Source organism: Desulfobacter hydrogenophilus (assembly GCF_004319545.1).
In the GTDB taxonomy this organism is placed as follows: Bacteria; Desulfobacterota; Desulfobacteria; order Desulfobacterales; family Desulfobacteraceae; genus Desulfobacter; species Desulfobacter hydrogenophilus.
Genome location: NZ_CP036313.1, coordinates 3,866,368 through 3,888,156 on the forward strand (window position 1 = coordinate 3,866,368; position 21,789 = coordinate 3,888,156).

Genomic DNA, 21,789 nt, shown 5'->3' on the forward strand with positions numbered 1-21,789 from the left:
GTTAAAGATAACTAAATTTTGAAATGGCGTAAAGGTAAATCAAAACACAGATGAATGCAGACAAAGGACGATCTTCCGAAATGCAAGATAACCCGGCAGGCACCCTTACCGTGGACCAGGTGGCCGAAAATCTTTCAGCCTTTGCCATTGACAGGGCTGATATTAAATCGCTGTTAGGCGCAATCCCTGAAGGGCATCCCATAGACCTGAACTGTCTGGAATATGAACTGGCCATTCTAAAAATTTTGAGTGTGGGGTGGGGGCTTGCCTTTTTCATGCCGGTAACAGATGTGAACAAGACACCTTTGACCCAGGCATTCTGGGAACAGATTCGGGAGATTTCCAACAATGTGTCAACCTTGACGGAAACCACCACAGGCACCCGCGTTGATTATTTTGGCATACTCAAGGAACGCCTGGATACCTTTGTGAAGCAGATGCAGGAAAACCAGACCGAAGATGCTGATCCCACCAGCATTATGGGCCCTGTATTTGCCGATGCCTGCGGGGCTCCGGATGATCCCATGGTTATCCTTGCCGGAACCAAGATGTTTGCCCTGACCCTGGGGGCGGTCAAAGAGTACCTGGCCGCCGTGAAAATAAAAGATATCACCATTCATTGACTCCCTAAAACAGGTCTCTTTTTTCGTTATGATAAATAACCGGATAAAATTTACGATACAGGCCGTGATCTGGATTAACGTGGTCATGTATGCCGTGTCCCTGCTGTTCTCCCGGGGGGTTCATTTTACCCTGAATCCTTTAAATGCCCTGGCACCGTCCAGCGACGCCCTGATCTTTCTTGGTGCCTCCGGAACCATGGCCTTGGCCTATACCAATGACTGGAGCAGCATTTTCACCGCAAACTGGCTGCACGGCAGTCTGTTGCACATCCTTTTCAACATGCTGGCGCTTCGAACCCTTGTTCCGCTCACGGCAAAGGAGTTTGGGGTATACCGGATGCTGTCCATTTATATCCTTTCCGGTGCAGGTGGTTTTTTTCTTTCCTGTCTGGGCGGTGTGCCTTTGACCATTGGCGCCTCTGCCGGTCTTTGCGGGCTGATTGGTGCCTTGTTTTATTTTGGCTGGTCCCGGGGGGGGAGCTGGGGAAAGATGGTGTTTGATCAGACCAAATCCTGGATTTTCAGCCTGGTGCTTATTGGACTGATCCTGCCGAATATCAACAATTGGGGCCATGGTGGCGGGTTTGCCGCAGGCTTTATCCTGGCATTTCTCTTTGGGTATGAGGAGCGCCGCAGATCAGGGAACATTGATATCCTGATTTGTGCGGGAATGTCCTTGTTCACCTGTCTTCTTCTATTCCGTTCAATTTTTCAAGGCATGGCAGCGATAGTAAAATAAGGGTATTTTACACAAATTTTACAAAGCCTGCTTGCAATCTTTTCCCGGGTCAACTATATGGGGCTCCATGAGTTTGAAACGCGTAGATATTGCTGTGGTCGGCATGTCCGGTATTTTTCCCGGCGCCTGTGATACCCAACAGTTCATTGCCAACGTCATGGCGAAAAAATCCAGTGTAATCCCGGTACCCCAAGACCGGTGGGGAGTGCCGCCTGACATCATGGTGGACAACCGCGCCGGCGCGCCTTTACCGGACCGTGCCTGCAGCCGGTTTGCAGGACTGATTTCCAAATCCGTGTTCAATCCTGCCGATTTAGACTTTTGCGGGGCGGATAAGGCCGGGCATGGTCTTGATAATGATTTTTTCCACGCCCTGGACCCGGTACACCATTTAACCCTTGCCGCCGGCATTGATTTGATTACCCACGCTGGGCTTTCCAAAGAAAGCCGGGGGCGCACAGGGGTTGTGCTGGCTGCCATTGCCCTGCCCACGCCGGGAGCATCACGGCTGACCCATAATCTTTTTTTGACACCCAACCCCGCAATGCCCTCCCGGCAACAGGCCTGGGGCGCCGGTATGCTGTCGGCACCTGCATCTATTCTGGCAAGGGTCTTGGGTTTAAACGGCGGCAGTTTTACCCTGGATGCCGCCTGTGCCTCGTCTTTGTTTTCCATAAAGCTTGCCTGCGAACAATTGCTGTCAGGAAAGGCGGATGCCATGGTGGCCGGCGGGGTTTCCCGGCCTCAGTCCCTTTACACCCAGGTGGGATTTACCCAGCTCCAGGCCCTGTCACCCACGGGTCGGTGCGCCCCCTTTGATCGGGATGCCAATGGTCTGGTGGTGGGGGAGGGTGCAGGAATTGTTCTGCTCAAACGCCTGGATGATGCCCTGGCCTGCCGAGATACCATCCACGCTGTGATCAAAGGATGGGGCGTGAGCAACGATATTGAAGGAAACCTGGTGGCCCCGGCCAGTGAAGGCCAGGTCCGAGCCATGAATAGTGCCTTTGATATGGCCGGTTGGGCCTTTGGTGATATCCAGTACATGGAGTGCCACGGCTCCGGGACCCCCAAGGGGGATCAGGTGGAAGTCCACAGTATCATGCAGATGCTTGAAAAATATCGGTGCATGGACACGGCCTTGTCCATTGGGTCGGTGAAGTCCAACATCGGCCATATGCTGACCGGTGCCGGTGCGGCCGGGTTCATCAAAACGATTATGGCCATGAACCAGGGGCTGCTGCCACCATCCAACAATTTCAATGCCCTGCCCGATGACTCGCCTTTTAAGGATACCGGTGTCAGGGTTCAGGATACGCCCGCTGCCTGGGCACCTGCTGGTGACGGTCAGCCTTTGCGGGCGGCAGTGTCTGCCTTTGGGTTTGGCGGCATCAATGCCCAGATCCTTGTGGAATCTTTTAAGGCCGAATCTCGCCGTTATGCGGTGGGTTTTGCGCCAGCCCCAGCCGAAGAATGCGTTCCCTGCGCCATTGTGGGCATGGGCCTGATATCGGGGGGCGCTGACTGCCTTGGGGATTTTTCCCGGCTTATTTTTGGGGAGAAAACGCCTGTTGGCCGCTCCGGAGAAGCCAGGTGGCGCAGAGCCGATCATCTACCCCCTGAAATTCGCAGGGCTTTAACCCTGTTCATGGATGAGCTGAGTATTGATCTTAAAGATTTCAATATCCCCCCCAATCAGATGAACCAGATTCTGCCCCAGCATCTGATTATGCTTAAATCTGCCATGGCGGCTCTGGCAGATGCCGGTATATCTTCAAAACCTGATGCGTCACAACCGCTCCGGGTAAACATGGGCTGTGCCGTGGGTATTGAATTTGATTTCGGGGCAACGGATTACCACTTAAGATGGCAGATCCAGGGACAGGAAAAAGATGTCTCTAAAGAGTTGCTGGACACCATCGGGCCGTCATTAAATTTTGGTTCAACACTGGGTGCCCTTGGGGGTATCGTGGCGTCCCGCCTAGCCCGGGCATTTAAACTGGGTGGCCCCTGCTTTACCCTGTCTGCGGATGAAGCCTCGGGGCAGACGGCCATTGATATTGCCGTTAAATCCCTGTCCGCAGGGGAGACCGATACCTTTTTATGTGCGGCTGTGGATCTTGCCGCCGACATTAGAAGCTTTACCCGGAATCTGGTCCTGACCGGAGCAGACCCCATGGCCCTGCCTTCGGAAGGCGCTGTGGCCCTGGTGCTCAAACCCCTGGAAGCCGCGCAGAAGGACAATGACCGGATTTATGCCGTGGTCAATGGTGTGGGACGAGCCGGGGGGGCTGCTTTTGCCGGGGAAATCGGTGATCAGGCCCAAGTCTCACGGTCAACGGTTGTTCAAAAGTCCTTACAAATGGCCCTGGATCATGCCGGTATGGACGTCAATGATATTGGGCTTGGTGCCGTGACGCACAGTGCGTCTCATTTTCTGGGGGCAGGGGAGGTGTCTGGACTTGAATTCAACGCCTTTCCGGTTTTCTGCCCGTCTGCTTTGTCAGGCCATACCGGGGCAGCTGCAGGCCTTTTTACCGTTACGGCTGCCGCATTGTGTCTTTATACCCAAAAGTTTCCAGGTCCTTTGTCCAATGCCCCCGGCATTCCCCAAACCGCTGTTGCAGGCTGCCTGACCCGGGATGGTATTGCAGGACACGTTGTATTGTCAGGCCACCAGAATGCAGGGCAGGGTGGGGACACCTTGACCGTTTCGGTGACCCGGGAAAAAAATGGGCATTCACCCACCTGCATAAAAATTCCTGTTACCCGTCCGCCTTTTCCACGGGGTCTGATTGCCACAGAAGCTTTTGATTGCTGCCCTGGACCGCTCGAAGCCCCACTTTCTATCCCCTGTGACACACTTCCAGGACTGCTGGCCCATACCCAGGCGGTGACGGCCAGGGCCCATGAGCGTTTCCTCGAATTATCCGCCCAGAATACCCAGGCTATGGCCGAACAGCTTGCTGTCATTGCCGGCGCAGGGTCAACGGGGTGGCATGCATCAACCGGTCTGGAACCGGTCTGCCCGCTCCAGGAAATTCCTAAGATTCCTGAGGTATTCATGGACCGAAACCAATGCCTTGAATTTGCCGTGGGAAAAGCCGGAAACGTGCTGGGGCCGGATTTCGATATCATTGACACCTACCCGGTCCGGGTGCGGTTGCCGAATGAACCGTTGATGCTGGTGGACCGGATTGTTTCCGTGCATGGAGAAAAACTGTCCTTAACTTCAGGGAAAGTGATTACCCAGCATGATGTGCATGAAAATGCCTGGTACCTGGACGGCGGCAAAGCCCCGGTTTCCATCTCCATTGAAGCGGGCCAGGCGGATCTCTTTCTTTGCTCCTGGTTGGGCATAGACCATGTGGTTAAAGGCAAACGCAAATACCGGCTGCTTGATGCCAAGGTGACGTTCCACCGCAGCCTGCCCGTGCCTGGTGAAACCATTGAATACCACATTGAGATTGACCGTTTTTTAAGGCAGGGGGATATTTATCTTTTCTTTTTTCATTATCAAGGATACATCAATCAGCTGCCCTTTATCTCCATGCGCGATGGGTGCGCAGGCTTTTTCACCGAACAGGAGGTTGAAAATTCCGGCGGCATTATTCTGAAAAATGAAGACAAGGAAATGAATGTACAGGGGGCGCCACCAGCCTGGTTTGCACCGGTGAAGCGGCTAAGCCTGAATGATGAACAGGTGGATGCCCTTCGCACAGGGGATCTTGAAACAGCATTCGGCGCAGATTTTCAAGGAAAGCGCGCCGGAAAAAATCAATGGCTGCCCGGCGGTCCCATGCGCCTGATCCACCGGGTTCTCGACCTGGATCCCACCGGCGGTCGGTTTGGCATGGGCCGGATTATTGCCCAGGCGGATATCCATCCCGATGACTGGTTTTTGACCTGCCATTTTATTGATGACATGGTGATGCCGGGCACCCTGATGTATGAGTGTTGTGCACATACCCTGCGGGTTTTTGTCCAGCGCATGGGCTGGGTTCTGCCGGATGACGGCATCTGCTATGATGTGCTGGAAAAAAACGAAAGTGATTTGAAGTGCCGGGGGCCTGTGACCCGCGCCACAAAAAAAACCCTTTACGACATTGAAATAAAATCAATCGGATATGAACCCCAGCCTTTTGTGACGGCGGATGCCCATATGTTTTCAGATGATCTTGAAATTGTGTTTTACAAGGATATGGGGATAAAACTTACTGGGTTGACCCGCCAGGATCTTGAGGCGTACTGGAGGAAAAAATGAAGTACGACAAGGTGTTTATTGAATCCTTTGGATATGAGCTGGCACCCCACATCGTGACCAGCCGGGAAATTGATGAAAAACTCACTCCTTTTTTTGAGACTGTTGGGTTTGTGCCCGGCCAGCTGGAGGCATTGACCGGTATCCGGGAACGCCGATACTGGGATAAGGAGCATACCCTGGCCGAACATGCGGCCGTGGCAGGTCAACGGGCTCTGGATGAAGCAGATATTAATCCCAAAGAACTGGGGGCCCTTTGTTTTTGCGGGGTGTGCCAGGACGGATTTGAACCGGCTACATCCTGTGCGGTGGCAGACAAAATCGGTGTGGGGCCAAGAACCCATGTCTATGACGTAAAATCTGCCTGCCTTGGCATGATCACGGGCATGGTTCATGTGGCCAATGAGATCCAGCTCGGGCATATTAAGGCGGGACTCGTGGTCTCCTGCGAATCGGCCCGGCAGATTGTTGACGCCACCATTGAAGAGATAAACACCCACAAAAGCATTGACTTTTATAGAAGGGCTGTGGCCACCATGACCGGGGGCTCCGGAGCCGCGGCAATTCTGCTCACCGACGGGACCCTGGGCAAATCTTCGACGCCGCGTCATAAAATCAAAGGCGGGGTGGTGAACAATACCATCCGTCATTGGGATCTTTGTTACTGGGGATTTGAACACAAGGGCATGCCCACAGATTCAAGGGTGATTATGCGCACCGATGCCCAGAAAGTGCTTGATCACGGCACGGAACTGGCCATGGAAACCTATGACTTATTTCGCAACGAGTTGGCGTTGCCTGAAAATAAGCCGGATAAATTTGTTGCCCATCAGGTCGGGGAGGGCCATCATAACAAATTTTATACGGCCATGAAAATTGACCGAAAAAAGGATTTTATCACCTTTCCTTTCCTGGGAAATGTGGGGTCCGTGTCCCTGCCGATTTCAGCGGCCATTGCCGATGAACGCGGATTTCTTGTGCCCGGCGATTTTGTGGCCTTTTTAGGGGTGGGGTCCGGACTTAACTGCTATTTTCTGGGGGTTGAATGGTAACAAGGACAATAAACGGACAGCTGACTTCCACCGCAGGGTTTGAGGAGCTTTACCCCTTTGAACCCCATTATGCCGATATTAACGGGCATAAAATGCATTATGTGGATCAGGGCAAGGGCAGGCCTGTGCTTATGGTCCACGGCAACCCCACCTGGTCCTTTTATTTCCGCCATCTGATCACCGGCCTTTCCGCTGGTTTTAGAACCATTGCCCCGGATCATATCGGGTGTGGTTTTTCAGACAAGCCGTCGGCTAAAACGTATGATTACACCTTGGATCAAAGGGTGGCGGACCTGGATGCCCTTGTCAGACGGCTGAATATTAATGAAAAAATATCGCTGATCGTGCATGATTGGGGCGGAATGATCGGACTTGCCTGGGCCTTGGACAACCTGGACCGGGTGGATAAAATTGTCATCACCAACACATCGGGATTTTTCCTGCCGGCGTCCAAGCGCTTTCCGACAGCGCTATGGGCCATAAAATATCTTGCCCCCTTTGCTGTACCTGCTGTTTTAGGTGCCAACCTTTTTGCCCGGGGCGCCTTGTATCTTGCCCCGGAAACCCGGCTGCCCCAATCTGTTAAAAAAGGTCTTGTTGCCCCGTACAATAGTTGGGCAAATCGCATTGCCACCTTAAAATTTGTCCAGGATATACCGATAACAGCAAACGACAGAAGTTATGCCAGAGTCCAGAAAGTGGATCAGGGGCTTAACGCCCTTAGCCCGGATCAGCTCATGTTTTTATGGGGAACCCGGGATTTTGTTTTTGATATTCATTTCCTTGAGGAATTTAAAAACAGATTTCCCCGATCCCGTGCCCATGTATTTGAGGATGCCGGCCATTACCTGTTCGAAGATAAGCCCGGGCCTACCCTTGAATTGATTCAAAACTTTTTGTCCTGACATTTTCTTTTGTATTTTGACTTTCAGATTCATGCCGGATAAATTGGGGTGTTATGGGACTATTAAAAAAGAAAAAAAAGGATGAACCCACGGAGCCGGCTGCCGAGGAACAGGTCGGTGACGAGTCCACGTCAGCCAAACCCAAGAAAAAATCTTTGTTAAAAAAGCTGATTATTATTCTGCTTAGTCTGGGCATTCTTGGGGGGGGCGGATTCTTTGTGTACACCAAGTTTCTTTCAGGTTCCGGTACCGAAGACGGTCGGGTTTATCAACCTGTAGCCCTTGCCCATGTCACCCTGCCCCACGAGATGCTCGCCTTTTGTTTCCACCGCATGCCCGGACTTTACGATGCCCTGGTGGCCTTCAACATAGAAATGGTTTTATTTGATGCTGAAATTGCCCGTATTGATGCCGTGGGCACCAAGTACCCCGATCAAAAAAAGATTACCGACAGCCAGAAAAAAGTATGGGACAAAGGCATGCAGTCTTTAAAAAAATCCTTTGAAAAATTGGAAAAACCCATTAAAGAAACCTTTGTACTGTTCCAGGTCAACCCGACCCAGGGACAGGAAAAAATTGATCAGACTGCTGAACAGATGATCCAGGTCGCCAACCAAGCCCTGGAAAAAGCCCAGGAACTGACAGCGCCGCTAAAGGACGCCATGCCCAAAGCCCCCGAAGGTATGATCAAAGGAACCCTGTATAAAATAAAAAAGATGTTTTTATGACACGCTATACAAATATTGCCCAAAGCCTGAAACAATCCGCTGACATCCATCCATTCAAACGTGCCGTGGTCTACCCTGCCTCACGGGATCGCTCCGGGCGGGTTCTTTACAGCCAGCTGACTTTTTGTCAGCTTGACCAGCAGTCCGATTGCCTTGCCGCAGGTCTTGACAGCATCGGCATTGGCCGGGGGACCCGCACCATTTTGATGGTGACCCCTGGCATGGATTTTTTTCTTACGGTGTTTGCCATGTTCAAGGTCGGGGCAGTGCCCGTGGTGGTGGATCCGGGCATGGGTATTGACCGGATGCTGCAATGCCTTTCCCAAAGCCGACCCAAGGCCTTTATCGGCATTGAAAAGGCCCATGTGCTTCGAACCCTGCGCCCCGGATATTTTAAAACGGTGAAGCGATGGGTGACCGTGGGCAGAAAATGGTTCTGGGGCGGGCACACCCTGAACCAGCTGATGAACAGGTTCCCGGGCACACCTTTCAAACAGGTGCAGACCACGGAGAATGAAATAGCGGCCATTGTATTTACCACCGGCTCCACAGGTCCTGCCAAGGGCGTCATATACACCCATGGGAATTTTGAGGCCCAGATTCGTCAAATTCAGTCCCATTTTCAGATTGCGCCCGATGAGGTGGACCTGCCCACTTTTCCGCTCTTTGCTTTGTTTGATCCTGCCCTGGGCATGACTGCCGTGATCCCGGATATGGACCCCACCAAACCGGCCCTGGTGAATCCGGTAAAAATTATCGAGGCCATTGAAAATCATGGTGTGACCAATATGTTTGCATCTCCGGCCCTGTTGAACCGGGTGGGAAAATACGGCCGGGAAAATGAGATCAAACTGCCGTCATTGCGCCGGGTGGTTTCCGCAGGCGCCCCTGTCAGTCCGGCCAATATTGAACAGTTTTCATCCATGCTGTCCGATAATATCCAGATTCACACACCCTACGGAGCCACGGAAGCGGTTCCTATCATATCCATCGGTTCCCATGAGATCCTGTCGGAAACCAGAAAACTTTCGGAGCAGGGCTTTGGCATGTGCGTGGGCCGGCCCATCGCAGATACAAAAGTGAAATTGATCGAGATTTCCGACGAGCCCATCACCCAGATCCAATATGTTCAGGAGGTGCCTGAAAATCAGGTGGGGGAAATAACGGTAAAGGCAGATCTTGTAACCGAGCAATATTTTAACGATACCAATGCTGATCTTCTGGCCAAAATACCGGATACGGACGGCAAAGTATGGCACAGGATGGGGGATCTGGGCTGGAAGGATTCAAAGGGTAGAATCTGGTTTTGCGGCAGAAAGGCCCACCGGATTGAAACCGGAAAAGAGACTTTGTTTACTATCCCCGTGGAAGCCATATTCAATAATCATGAAAAGGTTTACCGCAGTGCGCTCACAGGTGTCGGGCCCAAAAACCGTCAGATGCCCGTGGTGTTTGTGGAGCCTTTTGAGAAAATATCCGATGAAAAACAATTTATTCAGGAACTGTCTGATCTGGCCGGCAAAAATCCTTTGACCGCCGGTATTGAATACATTTTCATTGAGTACAAATTTCCTGTGGATATCCGGCACAACTCCAAAATTTTCAGGGAAAAACTGGCGATCAAGGCCCGGGAGTTAATTACAGGATAAGATACCGGTTATTAGAAGATGAGATACAGATACATCAACTCCCAAATCGGTCCTTTGATGCTGGCCGGCCACACAACGCTTGAACTTATCCGTTTTCCGGTCAAAGGTAAAAAAAAGGCGCCTGAAATAGGTTGGGTAGAGGACAACACCAGATTTCCCGATGCCGTATTCCAACTGGCGCAATATTTTGAAGGCCGGTTAAAACAATTTGACCTTGATCTTCAGCCCATAGGAACGGATTTCCAGAAACAGGTCTGGCAGGCGCTTTTAACTATTCCTTACGGGACCACGGTGACCTATGGTGAGATCGCCAAACGAATTCATAACCCCAAAGCCTTCAGAGCCGTGGGCCTTGCCAACAGGTGTAACCCCATCCCCATCATTATTCCCTGCCATCGTGTGATCGGCAAAAATGGTAAATTAACCGGATTTGCCGGCGGCCTTGGCATCAAACAAGCTCTTCTGGATCTGGAAAAATCCTGAAATCAAAAGGCCTATAAAAGGACATTTCCGGACAGATTTTTTTTAATGTCTATTTCAGGACAAAGGACCAAGCGCATCAACGGCTGCCATGCACACGGCCACGGATGATTGGGGATGTTCGGCTGAAAATGCCGTATCTTCTTTTAAAAATGTTGCACGCCAATTGGTTTCGGTCATGCTTTTGGGGCACAGATCTTTTAACTGAAAGGTAAATCCTTTGGTTTCTAGAATCCCGGCAAGTTCCATGGCTGCATTAATATTATAGACAGCCTGGTTTGGAACGGACTCACCGAGAAGCTGTTTTAGTTGTTCTTCTATATTTTCAACTGCAGATTCGGACATTATATTCTCCCATACGACGGTGGTTTACGTTTTTCATAAGGACCGCAGATTAAATAAGTTGGGCAGAAATAACGCCGAATTTTGGTTCATCTACAAGGCGCATTAAAGGTTGAATAGCAGGCCCTATTGGGCCTTTGATGCAACGAAGTCGATGGGCCAAAAGGCAAACTATTTCGTTCAAGTTATTTAATCTGCGGTCCTAAGGATGCAGCATCATCCATTGCTCAACTGGTTTATAGATTGTACGCCTAATCCGGGGGTGGTGAAAAGGAATTTCTGGTTTTAGAATGGGAATTGACATATTCAGAATAAGTCAAAATAGCCAGACACGGTGTATTGCCGATTAGAATAAACTTACCGTGGTTTTTTTGACTTGCCTGGAAAAACTTCAGCATTTATAGTATTTATTTATTGTTTTAATTGCATTTTCTAATAAAAAGTAAGGAGAAAAAATGAAACAGGTATTCAAACTGTTCCCGTGTTTTATAGTATTGTCCATAATTGCGTTTACCGCAGGCATTGTATGTGCGTCCGAGCTTGACGCATTCAAGGGTGAAAAGGGGGTGTTGCGCATCGCCGGGGGCACGGCCCACATCCCTGTCATGAAAGAGGTGGCCAAGCGAATTATGAAAATGAATTCTGATATCCAGATTACCATTGCCGGCGGCGGATCCGGTGCCGGGATTAAACAAGTGGGAGAGGGCCTGGTGGACATCGGCAACTCCGGTCGTAAACCCACGGATGAAGAAATTTCTAAATATAATCTTTCCATGTATAAATGGGCCATTGACGGTGTGGGCACGGTGGTCCACCCGTCCAATCCGGTCAAGGCCCTTTCCGGCGAACAGCTCAAAGGTATTTATGCCGGAAAAATCGTAAACTGGAATGAACTTGGCGGTGAAGACCGGCCCATCAACATTTATACAAGGGACAATGCTTCCGGTACCCGTGATGTATTCTGGAAAAAAGCCCTGGGCAAAGGGGATATTTCCGAGAAAGCCAATTTTGTTGCTTCCAATGGTGCCATGAAGGCGGCCGTCACCAATAATCCCTATGCCATTGGATATGTTTCCGTGGGGTACATGGATGAAACGGTTGCACCGATTGCCCTGGACGGGGTTATTCCTACTCTGAAAACAGTTCAGTCCGGCGAATACATGGTTGCCAGAGGCCTTTTCAGCAATACCAAAGGCGAATATACAGGGCTTGCCAAAAAGCTGATTACCTACCTGCTCAGTCCCGAAGGCCAAAAAATTGTTTCTGACATGGGATTCATTCCTGTTAACTAATGTCGTTGAAGGATAAATGTGCACCGGCTGTTTTTGCGGGTGCATCTTTTTTGTGCGCGGCTGTGACCCTCTGTGTTTTAGGTTTCATGGTTATGCTGAGTCTGCCTGTCCTTGAAAGTGGCATGCTCTGGAAAATTTTGACCGATTCCTGGTCTCCAGACCATGGTCGGTTCGGCATACTGGCCATGATTGCAGGCACCTTTTACATCGCCTCTTTAAGTCTTGTCATCAGTTTTCCTATCAGTCTTGGGTGCTCATTTTTTATGCAGATTACCCATAAGGGGATAGCAGGTCGGTTACTCAAAAAATTTGTCCAGTTCATGACTGCCATTCCCACAGTGATTTACGGGTTTGTGGGGGTGTTTCTACTGGTTCCCCTGGTCCGGGATCTATTTTCCCATGGATCAGGTATGAGCATATTAACTGCGGCCATTATGCTTGGCCTGCTCATTTCCCCCACCATGATTCTGTTTTTTTGTGCAAGCTTTGAACGCGTGCCTAAAATTTATACGGATGCCGTGGATTCCCTTGGGGCAACTTCTTTTCAGAAACTGTTGTACGTGGTTTTACCCCAGGCATGGCCCGGTGTTTTGACCGGGTTGATTCTGGCCTTTGGCCGGGCCATGGGAGATACCCTGGTGGCCCTGATGCTCAGCGGAAACAGTGTCATGCTGCCGACTTCCGTCTTGGATTCGGCCCGGACACTGACCGCCCACATTGCCATGATCATTGCTGCGGATTTTGACAGTATTGAATTTAAGACCATATTTGTCAGCGGTGCGGTCCTGTATCTGATGACAGGTTTGGGGATTTTTTTGGCACGCATCTCCGGCCGAAGGATGGAATAATGTCACAACACTTACCTGACAGGCTTTTATCCGTTTTTTCCTGGCTCTGTGCCTTGGTGCTCACAGCTGGCGTTTCCATCATTATTGGATTTTTGATCCTGAAAGGGGGGCGGTCCCTGAATCTGGATCTCATTTTTGCAGACACCCGTCCCTGGGATGCCATCCTGCTTAAACGTCAGGTGTTCGGCGGCCTGTTTCCAGCCATTGCCGGAACTTTCCTGCTGATCCTGCTGTCCGTGGGGATTGCTCTGCCCCTGGGACTTTGTGCCGGAATTTATCTGGCTGAATATGCATCGTCAAAGGCCAGGAACGTTTTTGGCTTTATAGTGGATCTTCTTGCTGGAATCCCTTCCATTGTCGTGGGGCTATTCGGCTTTTCCATTACTATTTTTCTGCACCATTTTTACAACAGTCGAATTTATCCGTGTTTGTTGATTTCAGCCCTGTCCCTTGCATTTCTCGTGCTGCCCTATATCATCAAAACCACCCAGGGGGCCATTGACAGAATACCACTTTTAACCCGACTCACCGCACCGGGGTTAGGTGCCACAAAATTGCAGAATGTAGTGTTGGTTCTGCTGCCTTTGGCCCTTTCAGACATTGTTTCCGGTGTAGTCCTTGCCATTGGGCGATGTGCCGAGGATACGGCCGTAATTATGCTCACCGGCGTGGTGGCCACCGCAGGTGTTCCCAAATCCCTTTTTTCCAGTTTTGAAGCCCTGCCATTTTATATCTATTATACGGCATCGGAATACACAGGTCCCGCAGAACTGGTGAAAGGATACGGTGCCGCCCTTATTCTGCTTTTGATCTGTTCAATGCTTTTTGTATTTGCCCATCTCATAAAAAGGCTGATTGATCGCAGGGCAGGAATAATGATGTAGGAATCAAAATATGCAAAATCCGATTAAAATAAAAATCAGACATCTTTATTTTTATTACAAGACCCGGACCATCCTGGAAAATATCAATATTGATATTCATGCCAATACTATAACCTCTATTACCGGGCCGTCAGGGCAGGGAAAATCCTCATTTCTAACCATATTAAACCGGCTTTGCCACAACATGGACGGCGCAAGGGTTGACGGACAGGTAACCATTGATTTCGGCAACGGATTTGAGGATATTTTTCAAAAAAATTATGCGCTGCCTGAATTGAGAAAAAGGGTGGGGATGGTATTCCAGGCACCCAACCCCTTGCCCGTGAGCATTTACAAAAACGTGACCTTCCCTTTGAAACTTGCCGGAAAAAAGAATAAGGACAGTATTCGGGAAAAGGTGAAAAATGCCCTTGAACATGCTTTTTTGTGGGATGAGGTCAAGGACAGACTGTCCGATGATGCACGCCTTCTTTCAGGCGGCCAGCAGCAGCGGCTTTGCCTGGCAAGATCTCTTGTTCTGGACCCCCAGGTACTGCTGCTGGACGAGCCTACCTCCAGCCTGGATGAAACGTCGGTCCAGGTCATTGAGGAGCTGTTGGCTCGGTTAAAAAACAGATGTACGATCATAATGGTTTCCCATTATATGGACCAGGTTAAACGTGTTGCCGATCAGCAGTTTATTTTACGTGATCGGCAATTGAAACCTGGATAGGGCATCGGTTTTAATCGGGCAACAAATCATAAAAATACATCATGGCATCGGACCGGGTGATGATGCCGATGATTTTTCCCTCTTTCATGACCGGAATTCTTCCGATATCATGCCGGATCATGAGGCGGGCCGATTCAAAGGCACTTTTATCATATTCAATGGTAACCAATTTTCGGCTCATAATGGCTTTAATCGGGGACTGCATCTGATTTGACTTTTTGACTTTTCTAAAATCACGTCTTGAAACAACGCCCACAAGATTATCGTCGTCGTCCACAACAGGCATGCCCGAACATCCCATTTCGCGAAGCATCATGGCCACATCACCCACAGGAGTGTCTTCTTTTACTGTCACCACAGGGTAGGACATAATATCGGAGAGCATGACCGAGGAATATTGGTTGCCCTTGAGCAATTCCAGGACGGTTTCTAATAATGCATCCGGATTCGCACCCTTGACCAGGGCCGAGCCGGCGCCGGGATGGCCTCCACCGCCAATCGATCGCATAAGCACGCCAATGTTGATTTCATCTACCCCGCTTCTGCCGATTACCATACATTTGTCTTTTTTTATGTCCCTGAATATACCTATGGCCACATCTACATTCATCAATTCCCGGTACATCTGCATCACCATGGCCAGATTTTCCACCCGACTGTAAATTTCTACCCGGGAGACACTCAGTGAAAAGCCGTTAACCTCACTTCGTTCTGCCTGCCGTATCATGTCAAAGAGGATTTCTTTTTGTTTTTTGCCGTATGCCGGTTGCAAAAAGGTGCCCAGGATATTGAGATCAGCTTTGCGGTCCAGCAGAAAACCTGCGGCATAGGCGTCCTCGGGACGAGTAGACGGATAGGACAGGTGACCTGTATCCTCGTAAAGGCCGATTAGAAACAATGTCGCCTGAATCGGGGTGATCAATTTCCGTTCTTTTTCGATTTGTTGAACAAACAGGGTTACTGCAGCTCCTGTCTGAGAGAGATGCGATTCCCGGGCGTCAATATCCCCGTCTTCGTGGTGGTCCCAGACAATGATATCAAGGTCTGACTTTTCGGATAAAGCGCTTAATCGCTGGTCCAGGCGGGACCATGAGTGGGTGTCTACGCAGATAAGGGTATCTACAGTATCCAGGTCCACCTCTTTGGGTGTCCACAAATTAAGAAGATCTTTGTGAATGGCTAAAAAATTTTTAAGGTTTGCATTAATTGTCCCGGGAAGGACTGGCCTGGCATCCGGATATATGATGGTGGCTGCGACAAGGCATGCCAGTGCATCAAAATCAGAACCTTTATGTGTGGTGATGATCTTCATAGGGCCTCTTTGTTGTGGCAAGTGTTTTCATCAGGGGGTTGATCCATTTTACATCCTTTCCGTATACTATATAATCATTATTCGATAGTGCCTCAACTTTTATCGTGTTAAAATCTAAATTTCGCCAGGTTCGGGATGTATTCAAATCATTATTTGCCGTCAAGAAAATTAAGGCGGTTGTGGTCAGGTATCGTACCGTTTCCATAAGGCAAGGTCATTGGCGAAGAAACCTACGAACATATTTTTGACAAGGGATTTCGGTGCAGATCCAGCCTTTTTGCAGGATATCGGGATGGAATCCAAGGGGCTGGAATTTTCCAAATATATTACCAAGGCATGACAAAGCCTGGTTGATTTTTCTGGATATGGTTCACAACTTCATATCCACCTTTGAAAACAAGGCTGAAGCCTCGGACTGGTTCCCTATGCTCAGCACCTGGTTCGGTCTGTGCAAACTGCCTTTAATTCCAGAATGCCATATCGTTAATAAAATTTCTTTGGGAAAATTTAACTTTATAGGAGTTGTTACATGTTTTTTTGAGAGAAATTCATAGGGGAGTTTGCATTTTGCCTGCTATTTGATAATCTGTGCCGGAGAATATTAAAAATGAAGATGGATAAAATTTTTACATTAGTAATTGCTATGATATTAGGGTGTTATCTTTATAATAGGTTTTTTGTCGGTTGGTCAGACGTTTGTCGGTTGCGTCTATGTTGGGAATGGCTGCCATTTTCGGGTTTGCAGAGCCGGGGCTTGCATGCCAATCCGGCCTTGACTTTAGTGTGCACACCCTGGCATCGAAGGTTCTTGGAAAAACAGCACTAATTATGCGATCCAGGGGCGTTTACGGGGATATGAACCGCAAATTTGACCGGGTGAGCAAAACAAATCTCATTTGCAGCAAATGAAATGGATTGGCAATAACATATAAAAAATTTTTAAAGCAGGAAAAATGAATCAGGACACAAAAAAAGAGAACATGATCACCCGTCAGGCCTTTTATATTTCCATTCTGATTTCCCTGACACTGGGATTTTTGATGGGCACTGCATATACATCGCTTAAGCTGGCGGATTCAAAACAGCCGGGCATAGGACAGATGCCGCCGGCCATGATGGGGAATACGCCAAAAGGGATGCCTGGGCCTGAAAAAAGGGCTGGCGGAAATCAGAAACCTGGCCTTGCGGCCATGGCAGATCCACAAATCAAGGAATTGCAGGCGTTTTTAAAAGAAAATCCCGATAATGCGCAAGCCTGGATTAAACTGGGCAATGCTTTTTTTGATCTGGACCGTTTTGGGGATGCCATCAATGCCTATGAAAAATCTTTGTCTATTGAGCCGGACCATCCACATGTCCTCACGGACCTTGGGGTGATGTATCGACGGAACAATGAACCGGAAAAAGCTTTAAAAGCCTTTAGCAAGGCCGTTGTTCTTCAGCCTGATTTTGAAATTGCCTGGTTTAACAAGGGCATTGTCTATATGCACGATCTCAATGATATCCCCAAAGCCATTGAGGCCTGGGAACAGTTAGTAAAAGTAAATCCAACGGCCCAGACATCCGGAGGTACACTCGTGTCTGAACTGATTGAAAAGCTTAAAACCAAAGGCCGGTAATGCAGGGCATCAGAAGGTTTTTTCCCGCTTCACCCAAGGGGTGGGAATATGACCTTGTGTATAAACGCATCCGCCATATTTATTTCAGGATATACCCGGATAAAAAAATCGTTCGGATTTCTGCGCCCTCTCAAATTACCCCCCAAACGCTGGAACGCGCCATTCAGGCCAAATCTGCCTGGCTAATGGAGAAAATGAATGCCCTGGGCAATGTGCCGCTGCCTTCTAACCCATGGCCTGCGATGAAGGATAGCTGTTCATGCATGGTATGGGGCAGGCAACGGCCTGTGGTCCGTGGAGCTCTTAATTCCCGGCCTGGGATCTGTTTGACGACTGAATCCGAAATCATTATCCGGGTGCCTTCCGATTTCGATGCAAAAAAAGAGGAAACTCTGTGGAATAGATGGCTGCGTTCGCTTTTAACCGAACGTATTCAAATTTTGCTTGAAAAATGGCAACCGGTCATGGGGGTGGAACCATCCGAAGTTAGGCTGAAAAAAATGAAAACCCGTTGGGGTTCTTGCAACACGATTGTAAGGCGCATCTGGATAAATGCGGTTCTTGTACACCTGGAACCCTGCCTGCTTGAGTATGTGTTGGTCCATGAACTTGTCCACCTGCTGGAACCTGGTCACACAAAGCGTTTCTATCAGATTATGGAAACATATCTGCCTGACTGGAAAATAAAAGAATCACGCCTGAATCAAATAGCATTAAGACAGTGTCTCTCTAACTGAAAATATAAAAACCTAGGTTTTTTGCATAAGGCGGCGGGTTGTAGTATTCGCCGTAAATGTAATTACCCTGGATATTTCTGACCGCCACCCTGCGTTTAATCAATGCCCGTTTAATATCATCCAGGTTGAATTCAATATCCAGAAAATCATTGACATGGATGCGGTGGGATTTTGATATTCTGAATCCAATAGCGGATAACGACACCTGCTCCACACGGACTTTTCCAAATTCTCCGGTTTTAAGGCGTTTGAACTGGCCTTGGAGGTATACGGATTTTCCGAAATTTTTAATGGTTTCTTTCTTGATTTGTTCCGGGGATGTTCCTTTCACATCTTCGGCATCTTTACGGGCGATTTCTTTTTCTACCAGCCCCTGGATGTTCTCCTGCATATCTGCTACTTCACTTTCCTGGTCCGGCTGCCGCGTTTTGGACAGGGCCTGGGCCACAAGCTTTTTGAGTTGACCTGCATCTTCACCTGCCATGGTGTAGGTTTGGATGGAAATAGATGAAAATTTTTGTTTGTCATCCTTTGTGGCTACGGTCAGTGTCTTTTTTATTCTTGCCTGGGCTTTCTGGGCACCATCGGAATAGGTCAAGGGCAAAAGGGCAATAAAGCTGTTGTTTGCATACCTGAAAATCAAATCTTCACGGCGTTTGGTTTTATTCAAAAGGGTGGCCAATTTTTTGACGGCCTCATCACATTTCTCCTTCCCAAGTGCCTCATACTGCCTTGTCAGGCCGTTCACCACAAGAATAAGGATGGAAAAAATCCGACCAAATCGGGCCTGGAAATCATTGGCGCCTGCAACGATACGTTCAAAGCTGAATCTGTTTTTCAGTCCGGTCAGACTGTCCCGGGTGGCTATGTTTGTCAGTGTCTGGTGGTAGTATGACCGTTCAATGGCAATGCCCGCATATTCGGCAATGGAGGTCAGCAGGTTAAGGTCATGTTCACTGAATGTTTCTTCATTGACCCGGTTGACCAGCTCAATGACCCCGAAAATTTTGTTATCGGTTTTCAATGGTGTGGCAATGATGGAGCGGGTGTTGAACCGGGTGTGTTTATCCACCCTGTTGCTGAATCTTTCATCAGTTGTTACATCATCCACTACAAGGGGTTTACCTGTCTTCATGACATACCCGGCAATGCCCTCTCCCTTGGGTAGTCTTACGCCCTGCAGGCGTTTGCTGTTGGTGCCTATCACCACGGAAAAAACCATGTCGCCGGTTTTGGGGTCCTTGAGCAAGATGGACCAGTGGCAGGGTTGAAAAACACAGCCCACCTGGTACAGAACAATATCCAGCACTTCCTTGACAGTTTTGGCCTTGGAAAGCGATTTGCCCATTTCAAAACCAATGTCCGGGGGCAAAATATCACCATGGCTTAAGTGTGTATCCTGTATCCGGCTTGTGGGGTCTCCCTGGTAATAATATTTTGTATTGGCACGGGACAGTTTGATATTCGCCCACAATAGGTTTTCCTTAAGCTGATCTATTGATGGGAAAACGAATTTGTAAAAGGCTGAGATCTGTTCGATCTCTTTGTTCATTTCAAGAATGCAGGTGATAATATCGATTTTTTTCGGGTTAACACAGGCTTCCACCTCCGGGGCAAGAATGGGGGGGCGGATGAAATCAAAGGATCCCATACCCTGGGTCCAGCATAGGAAATCTGCCATACTGACAATGGCGATCAATTGTTTTTCCTCTTCGGCCAGACCGTGGTTTTCAAAAGATTGGTGGTGGTATTTTACGGCCAGTACCAGATTTTCGGGAAGCTGCCATCGGGTGCAGAAAAAAGCCCCGATATCATCATGCCCTATCCCGATTTCCGATCGTTCCTTTTCAATGACAAGGTCTGTGGATTCCGACAAATTTTTAATAAATTCGCCATAGCTTTGATGTCCCTGCAGATCTAAAAAAATTTTTCCCACATCGTGGAGTAAGCCTGCTGTATAGGCTTCTTCCGGGTTTGGGTATTCGATTCTCTGGGCTATTTTCATGCTCAGCACTGCCACCGCAAGGCTGTGGCGCCAGAATATAAGCCGGTTAAATTCTTTTGTATGACCGTTTTTAAATATCTTTTCGAAAATAGCCATGCCCAAGGCAAGCTTTTTGATTTCATCAAAACCGAGGATGACAACTGCGTCCAGCAGCGTGGTCACCTTTCTGCTTAAACCGTAAAATGCTGAATTGACAAGCTCCAGAACCCGGATGGAAATACCAGGGTCCGTCTCCACAATTTTTGCCACCTCCTCCAGAGACGCTGTATCATTTTTTGATACTTCAAGCAGTTTGGCTGCTACCTGGGGGAAACTTGGCACGGTATCACGGTCAAGGGTCAAGACGGCCTGGATATCGGATTCGGAGGGAAGGTTTAGTTTATCAGTCATTATGCACGGCACCTTTTTAGAAGCGTCCTGATCATAAATTTAATGTTTAAACCCTGATCCAGAGGCCTGAATCAGGGTTGGACATAGTCATCAATTTCCGGGTACCGGGTTCTGAAAACCTTAAATTCGTTCAGTGTCCGGTCGTCAGATGGATCAAGGGCAAATAACCGGTTTAGAATTTCTGCCGCCTCAATAACCTTATTGCGTTTCTCTCCCGGCTCTGTTTCGATAAGACGCAGCTGTCCCAACAGAGCGAATTTGTCTTCAGACACAGACAGCACCTGATCATAATAATGTCTTGCCTGGGCGAATTGTTTCATCTGCAGGCAGGCATCTGCAATGCGGGTTTTCGCGATGGCTGGATTCATTCCGTTTATCATGGCTTTTTCCCACAGCTGTTTTGCTTTTTCGTATTCCTTATTGCCCCGGGCACAATCTGCCAGTCCGTCCATTGCATAGACATTCCGGGGGTCAATCTCCAGAATCTGTTCGAACAAATCCTTTGCATTTAAAAAATCTTCTTGTCTGCGAAAAAAATTGGCCAGTGCGCCGATGGCTCTGGGATTTTTGGGCTGTTTTACTACAAGCTTTTCAAGGAGCGGTCCGGCCAGGTCAAAGGCCTTGAGACGGATATAGAGATTGCCAAGACCTGACAGGGCAAAGGGATCATCAGGGTTTAGAGTGATGGATTTTTCGTATATTTTTCTGGCAGCAGTAAAGTTACCTTTTTTGGTCAACGCATCAGCCAGCCGGGTCATCACCAGGTAGTTTTCAGGATAAGCATCCAGGGCCTGGGTCCAGATATCTATGGCACTCTCCAGGTTGTTGGTACCCCTGTATGCATCGCCAAGACCAGACATGGCAAACGGATTCAAAGGGTCTGCCTCAAGGCACCTTTGATAATATTTCGCAGCCGTTGTAAATTGTCTTTGCATACGTTTGGCATCGCCTAACGCTACCAGTACATAAGGATTTTTAGGCGATAGTTCCAAGGCGGATATCAACATCGGTTCCGCCTCTTTGGGCTTTCGAATGCGAATGAGAGCACGGGCCTTTTTGCAAAGATTCAATGCGTTGACTGCATAATTTTCATTATCTTGCTGTTTTTCTTTAACAATTTTCTGCATTAGTTGTAAGCCTAATCACGTATAAATATACGTTCAATTGTGTGTAGTACTCGGTTTGTGAATTCGATTAACTTAATATCTAAT

The 21,789-nt window shown here is 48.7% G+C and carries 19 protein-coding genes; 15 read left to right on the top strand and 4 right to left on the bottom strand.

Features of this window, described 5'->3' with window-relative positions; genetic code table 11:
• Nucleotides 1-80: 80 nt before the first annotated feature.
• The 8 genes from EYB58_RS17210 (at nt 81) to EYB58_RS17245 (ending at nt 10,440) form a co-directional block, all read left to right on the top strand.
• Complete coding sequence (locus tag EYB58_RS17210) at nt 81-623, top strand: hypothetical protein (RefSeq protein WP_242637410.1); 543 nt, start codon at nt 81-83, stop codon at nt 621-623.
• A gap of 64 nt (nt 624-687) precedes the next feature.
• Nucleotides 688-1,362, top strand: a complete 675-nt coding sequence (locus EYB58_RS17215; RefSeq protein WP_242637411.1) for a rhomboid family intramembrane serine protease — start codon at nt 688-690, stop codon at nt 1,360-1,362.
• A 67-nt stretch (nt 1,363-1,429) separates the two neighbouring features.
• Nucleotides 1,430-5,626, top strand: a complete 4,197-nt coding sequence (locus EYB58_RS17220; RefSeq protein ID WP_111957650.1) for a hotdog fold thioesterase — start codon at nt 1,430-1,432, stop codon at nt 5,624-5,626.
• Nucleotides 5,623-6,675, top strand: a complete 1,053-nt coding sequence (locus EYB58_RS17225; RefSeq protein ID WP_111957648.1) for a 3-oxoacyl-ACP synthase III — start codon at nt 5,623-5,625, stop codon at nt 6,673-6,675. The genes EYB58_RS17220 and EYB58_RS17225 overlap by 4 nt, the downstream gene beginning before the upstream one ends.
• Nucleotides 6,669-7,580, top strand: a complete 912-nt coding sequence (locus EYB58_RS17230) for an alpha/beta fold hydrolase (protein WP_111957646.1) — start codon at nt 6,669-6,671, stop codon at nt 7,578-7,580. The genes EYB58_RS17225 and EYB58_RS17230 overlap by 7 nt, the downstream gene beginning before the upstream one ends.
• A 53-nt stretch (nt 7,581-7,633) precedes the next feature.
• Nucleotides 7,634-8,308, top strand: coding sequence for a hypothetical protein (locus tag EYB58_RS17235; RefSeq protein ID WP_111957644.1), 675 nt, complete (start codon nt 7,634-7,636; stop codon nt 8,306-8,308).
• Nucleotides 8,305-9,957 (top strand): fatty acid CoA ligase family protein, encoded by a 1,653-nt coding sequence (locus tag EYB58_RS17240; protein ID WP_111957642.1) that lies wholly within the window; start codon nt 8,305-8,307, stop codon nt 9,955-9,957. The genes EYB58_RS17235 and EYB58_RS17240 overlap by 4 nt, the downstream gene beginning before the upstream one ends.
• Before the next feature lie 18 nt (nt 9,958-9,975).
• Nucleotides 9,976-10,440, top strand: a complete 465-nt coding sequence (locus tag EYB58_RS17245; protein WP_111957640.1) for a methylated-DNA--[protein]-cysteine S-methyltransferase — start codon at nt 9,976-9,978, stop codon at nt 10,438-10,440.
• Nucleotides 10,441-10,494: 54 nt separating this feature from the next.
• Here the strand turns inward: EYB58_RS17245 and EYB58_RS17250 are convergent, their stop codons facing one another.
• Nucleotides 10,495-10,782 carry a hypothetical protein gene (locus EYB58_RS17250; RefSeq protein WP_111957638.1) on the bottom strand — a complete coding sequence of 96 codons (288 nt, stop codon included), beginning with the start codon at nt 10,780-10,782 and terminating at the stop codon, nt 10,495-10,497.
• Nucleotides 10,783-11,234: 452 nt separating this feature from the next.
• Here EYB58_RS17250 and EYB58_RS17255 point away from each other — a divergent pair, with 452 nt between their 5' ends.
• The 4 genes from EYB58_RS17255 (at nt 11,235) to EYB58_RS17270 (ending at nt 14,515) form a co-directional block, all read left to right on the top strand.
• A complete protein-coding gene (locus EYB58_RS17255) occupies nt 11,235-12,071 on the top strand; it encodes a phosphate ABC transporter substrate-binding protein (protein WP_111957636.1) in 837 nt (278 codons plus the stop codon).
• A 92-nt stretch (nt 12,072-12,163) separates the two neighbouring features.
• Entirely contained in the window at nt 12,164-12,919 is a 756-nt protein-coding gene (locus tag EYB58_RS17260; protein ID WP_242637412.1) for a PstC family ABC transporter permease, read from the top strand.
• A complete protein-coding gene (locus EYB58_RS17265) occupies nt 12,919-13,803 on the top strand; it encodes a PstA family ABC transporter permease (RefSeq protein WP_165477777.1) in 885 nt (294 codons plus the stop codon). The genes EYB58_RS17260 and EYB58_RS17265 overlap by 1 nt, the downstream gene beginning before the upstream one ends.
• A gap of 10 nt (nt 13,804-13,813) precedes the next feature.
• Nucleotides 13,814-14,515 (top strand): phosphate ABC transporter ATP-binding protein, encoded by a 702-nt coding sequence (locus EYB58_RS17270; RefSeq protein ID WP_111957630.1) that lies wholly within the window; start codon nt 13,814-13,816, stop codon nt 14,513-14,515.
• 10 nt (nt 14,516-14,525) lie between these two features.
• Here EYB58_RS17270 and EYB58_RS17275 read toward each other — a convergent pair whose 3' ends face one another.
• Entirely contained in the window at nt 14,526-15,827 is a 1,302-nt protein-coding gene (locus EYB58_RS17275; RefSeq protein WP_111957628.1) for a CBS domain-containing protein, read from the bottom strand.
• A gap of 720 nt (nt 15,828-16,547) precedes the next feature.
• Here EYB58_RS17275 and EYB58_RS17285 point away from each other — a divergent pair.
• Genes EYB58_RS17285 through EYB58_RS17295 form a run of 3 tightly spaced genes read left to right on the top strand, consistent with a single transcriptional unit; the run spans nt 16,548 to nt 18,183 of the window.
• Nucleotides 16,548-16,736, top strand: a complete 189-nt coding sequence (locus tag EYB58_RS17285) for a hypothetical protein (protein ID WP_131072101.1) — start codon at nt 16,548-16,550, stop codon at nt 16,734-16,736.
• A gap of 44 nt (nt 16,737-16,780) precedes the next feature.
• The gene (locus tag EYB58_RS17290; RefSeq protein ID WP_111957624.1) at nt 16,781-17,446 is read left to right on the top strand and encodes a tetratricopeptide repeat protein; all 666 of its coding nucleotides are present in this window, start codon (nt 16,781-16,783) and stop codon (nt 17,444-17,446) included.
• Nucleotides 17,446-18,183 carry a M48 family metallopeptidase gene (locus EYB58_RS17295; RefSeq protein WP_111957622.1) on the top strand — a complete coding sequence of 246 codons (738 nt, stop codon included), beginning with the start codon at nt 17,446-17,448 and terminating at the stop codon, nt 18,181-18,183. Before EYB58_RS17290 ends, EYB58_RS17295 begins: the two co-directional genes overlap by 1 nt.
• Here EYB58_RS17295 and EYB58_RS17300 read toward each other — a convergent pair.
• Nucleotides 18,176-20,578: an HDOD domain-containing protein gene (locus EYB58_RS17300; RefSeq protein WP_111957620.1), complete on the bottom strand. Its 2,403-nt coding sequence runs from the start codon at nt 20,576-20,578 to the stop codon at nt 18,176-18,178. The genes EYB58_RS17295 and EYB58_RS17300 overlap by 8 nt on opposite strands.
• Before the next feature lie 71 nt (nt 20,579-20,649).
• Nucleotides 20,650-21,705, bottom strand: coding sequence for a tetratricopeptide repeat protein (locus EYB58_RS17305; protein WP_111957618.1), 1,056 nt, complete (start codon nt 21,703-21,705; stop codon nt 20,650-20,652).
• Nucleotides 21,706-21,789: the final 84 nt, after the last annotated feature.

Coding starts and splice junctions, on each gene's coding strand:
- EYB58_RS17210 (WP_242637410.1), top strand. CDS start 81: ATGCAAGATAACCCGGCAGGCACCCTTACCGTGGACCAGGTGGCCGAA.
- EYB58_RS17220 (WP_111957650.1), top strand. CDS start 1,430: ATGAGTTTGAAACGCGTAGATATTGCTGTGGTCGGCATGTCCGGTATT.
- EYB58_RS17225 (WP_111957648.1), top strand. CDS start 5,623: ATGAAGTACGACAAGGTGTTTATTGAATCCTTTGGATATGAGCTGGCA.
- EYB58_RS17230 (WP_111957646.1), top strand. CDS start 6,669: ATGGTAACAAGGACAATAAACGGACAGCTGACTTCCACCGCAGGGTTT.
- EYB58_RS17235 (WP_111957644.1), top strand. CDS start 7,634: ATGGGACTATTAAAAAAGAAAAAAAAGGATGAACCCACGGAGCCGGCT.
- EYB58_RS17240 (WP_111957642.1), top strand. CDS start 8,305: ATGACACGCTATACAAATATTGCCCAAAGCCTGAAACAATCCGCTGAC.
- EYB58_RS17245 (WP_111957640.1), top strand. CDS start 9,976: ATGAGATACAGATACATCAACTCCCAAATCGGTCCTTTGATGCTGGCC.
- EYB58_RS17250 (WP_111957638.1), bottom strand. CDS start 10,782: ATGTCCGAATCTGCAGTTGAAAATATAGAAGAACAACTAAAACAGCTT.
- EYB58_RS17255 (WP_111957636.1), top strand. CDS start 11,235: ATGAAACAGGTATTCAAACTGTTCCCGTGTTTTATAGTATTGTCCATA.
- EYB58_RS17260 (WP_242637412.1), top strand. CDS start 12,164: ATGCTGAGTCTGCCTGTCCTTGAAAGTGGCATGCTCTGGAAAATTTTG.
- EYB58_RS17265 (WP_165477777.1), top strand. CDS start 12,919: ATGTCACAACACTTACCTGACAGGCTTTTATCCGTTTTTTCCTGGCTC.
- EYB58_RS17270 (WP_111957630.1), top strand. CDS start 13,814: ATGCAAAATCCGATTAAAATAAAAATCAGACATCTTTATTTTTATTAC.
- EYB58_RS17275 (WP_111957628.1), bottom strand. CDS start 15,827: ATGAAGATCATCACCACACATAAAGGTTCTGATTTTGATGCACTGGCA.
- EYB58_RS17285 (WP_131072101.1), top strand. CDS start 16,548: ATGGCTGCCATTTTCGGGTTTGCAGAGCCGGGGCTTGCATGCCAATCC.
- EYB58_RS17290 (WP_111957624.1), top strand. CDS start 16,781: ATGAATCAGGACACAAAAAAAGAGAACATGATCACCCGTCAGGCCTTT.
- EYB58_RS17295 (WP_111957622.1), top strand. CDS start 17,446: ATGCAGGGCATCAGAAGGTTTTTTCCCGCTTCACCCAAGGGGTGGGAA.
- EYB58_RS17300 (WP_111957620.1), bottom strand. CDS start 20,578: ATGACTGATAAACTAAACCTTCCCTCCGAATCCGATATCCAGGCCGTC.
- EYB58_RS17305 (WP_111957618.1), bottom strand. CDS start 21,705: ATGCAGAAAATTGTTAAAGAAAAACAGCAAGATAATGAAAATTATGCA.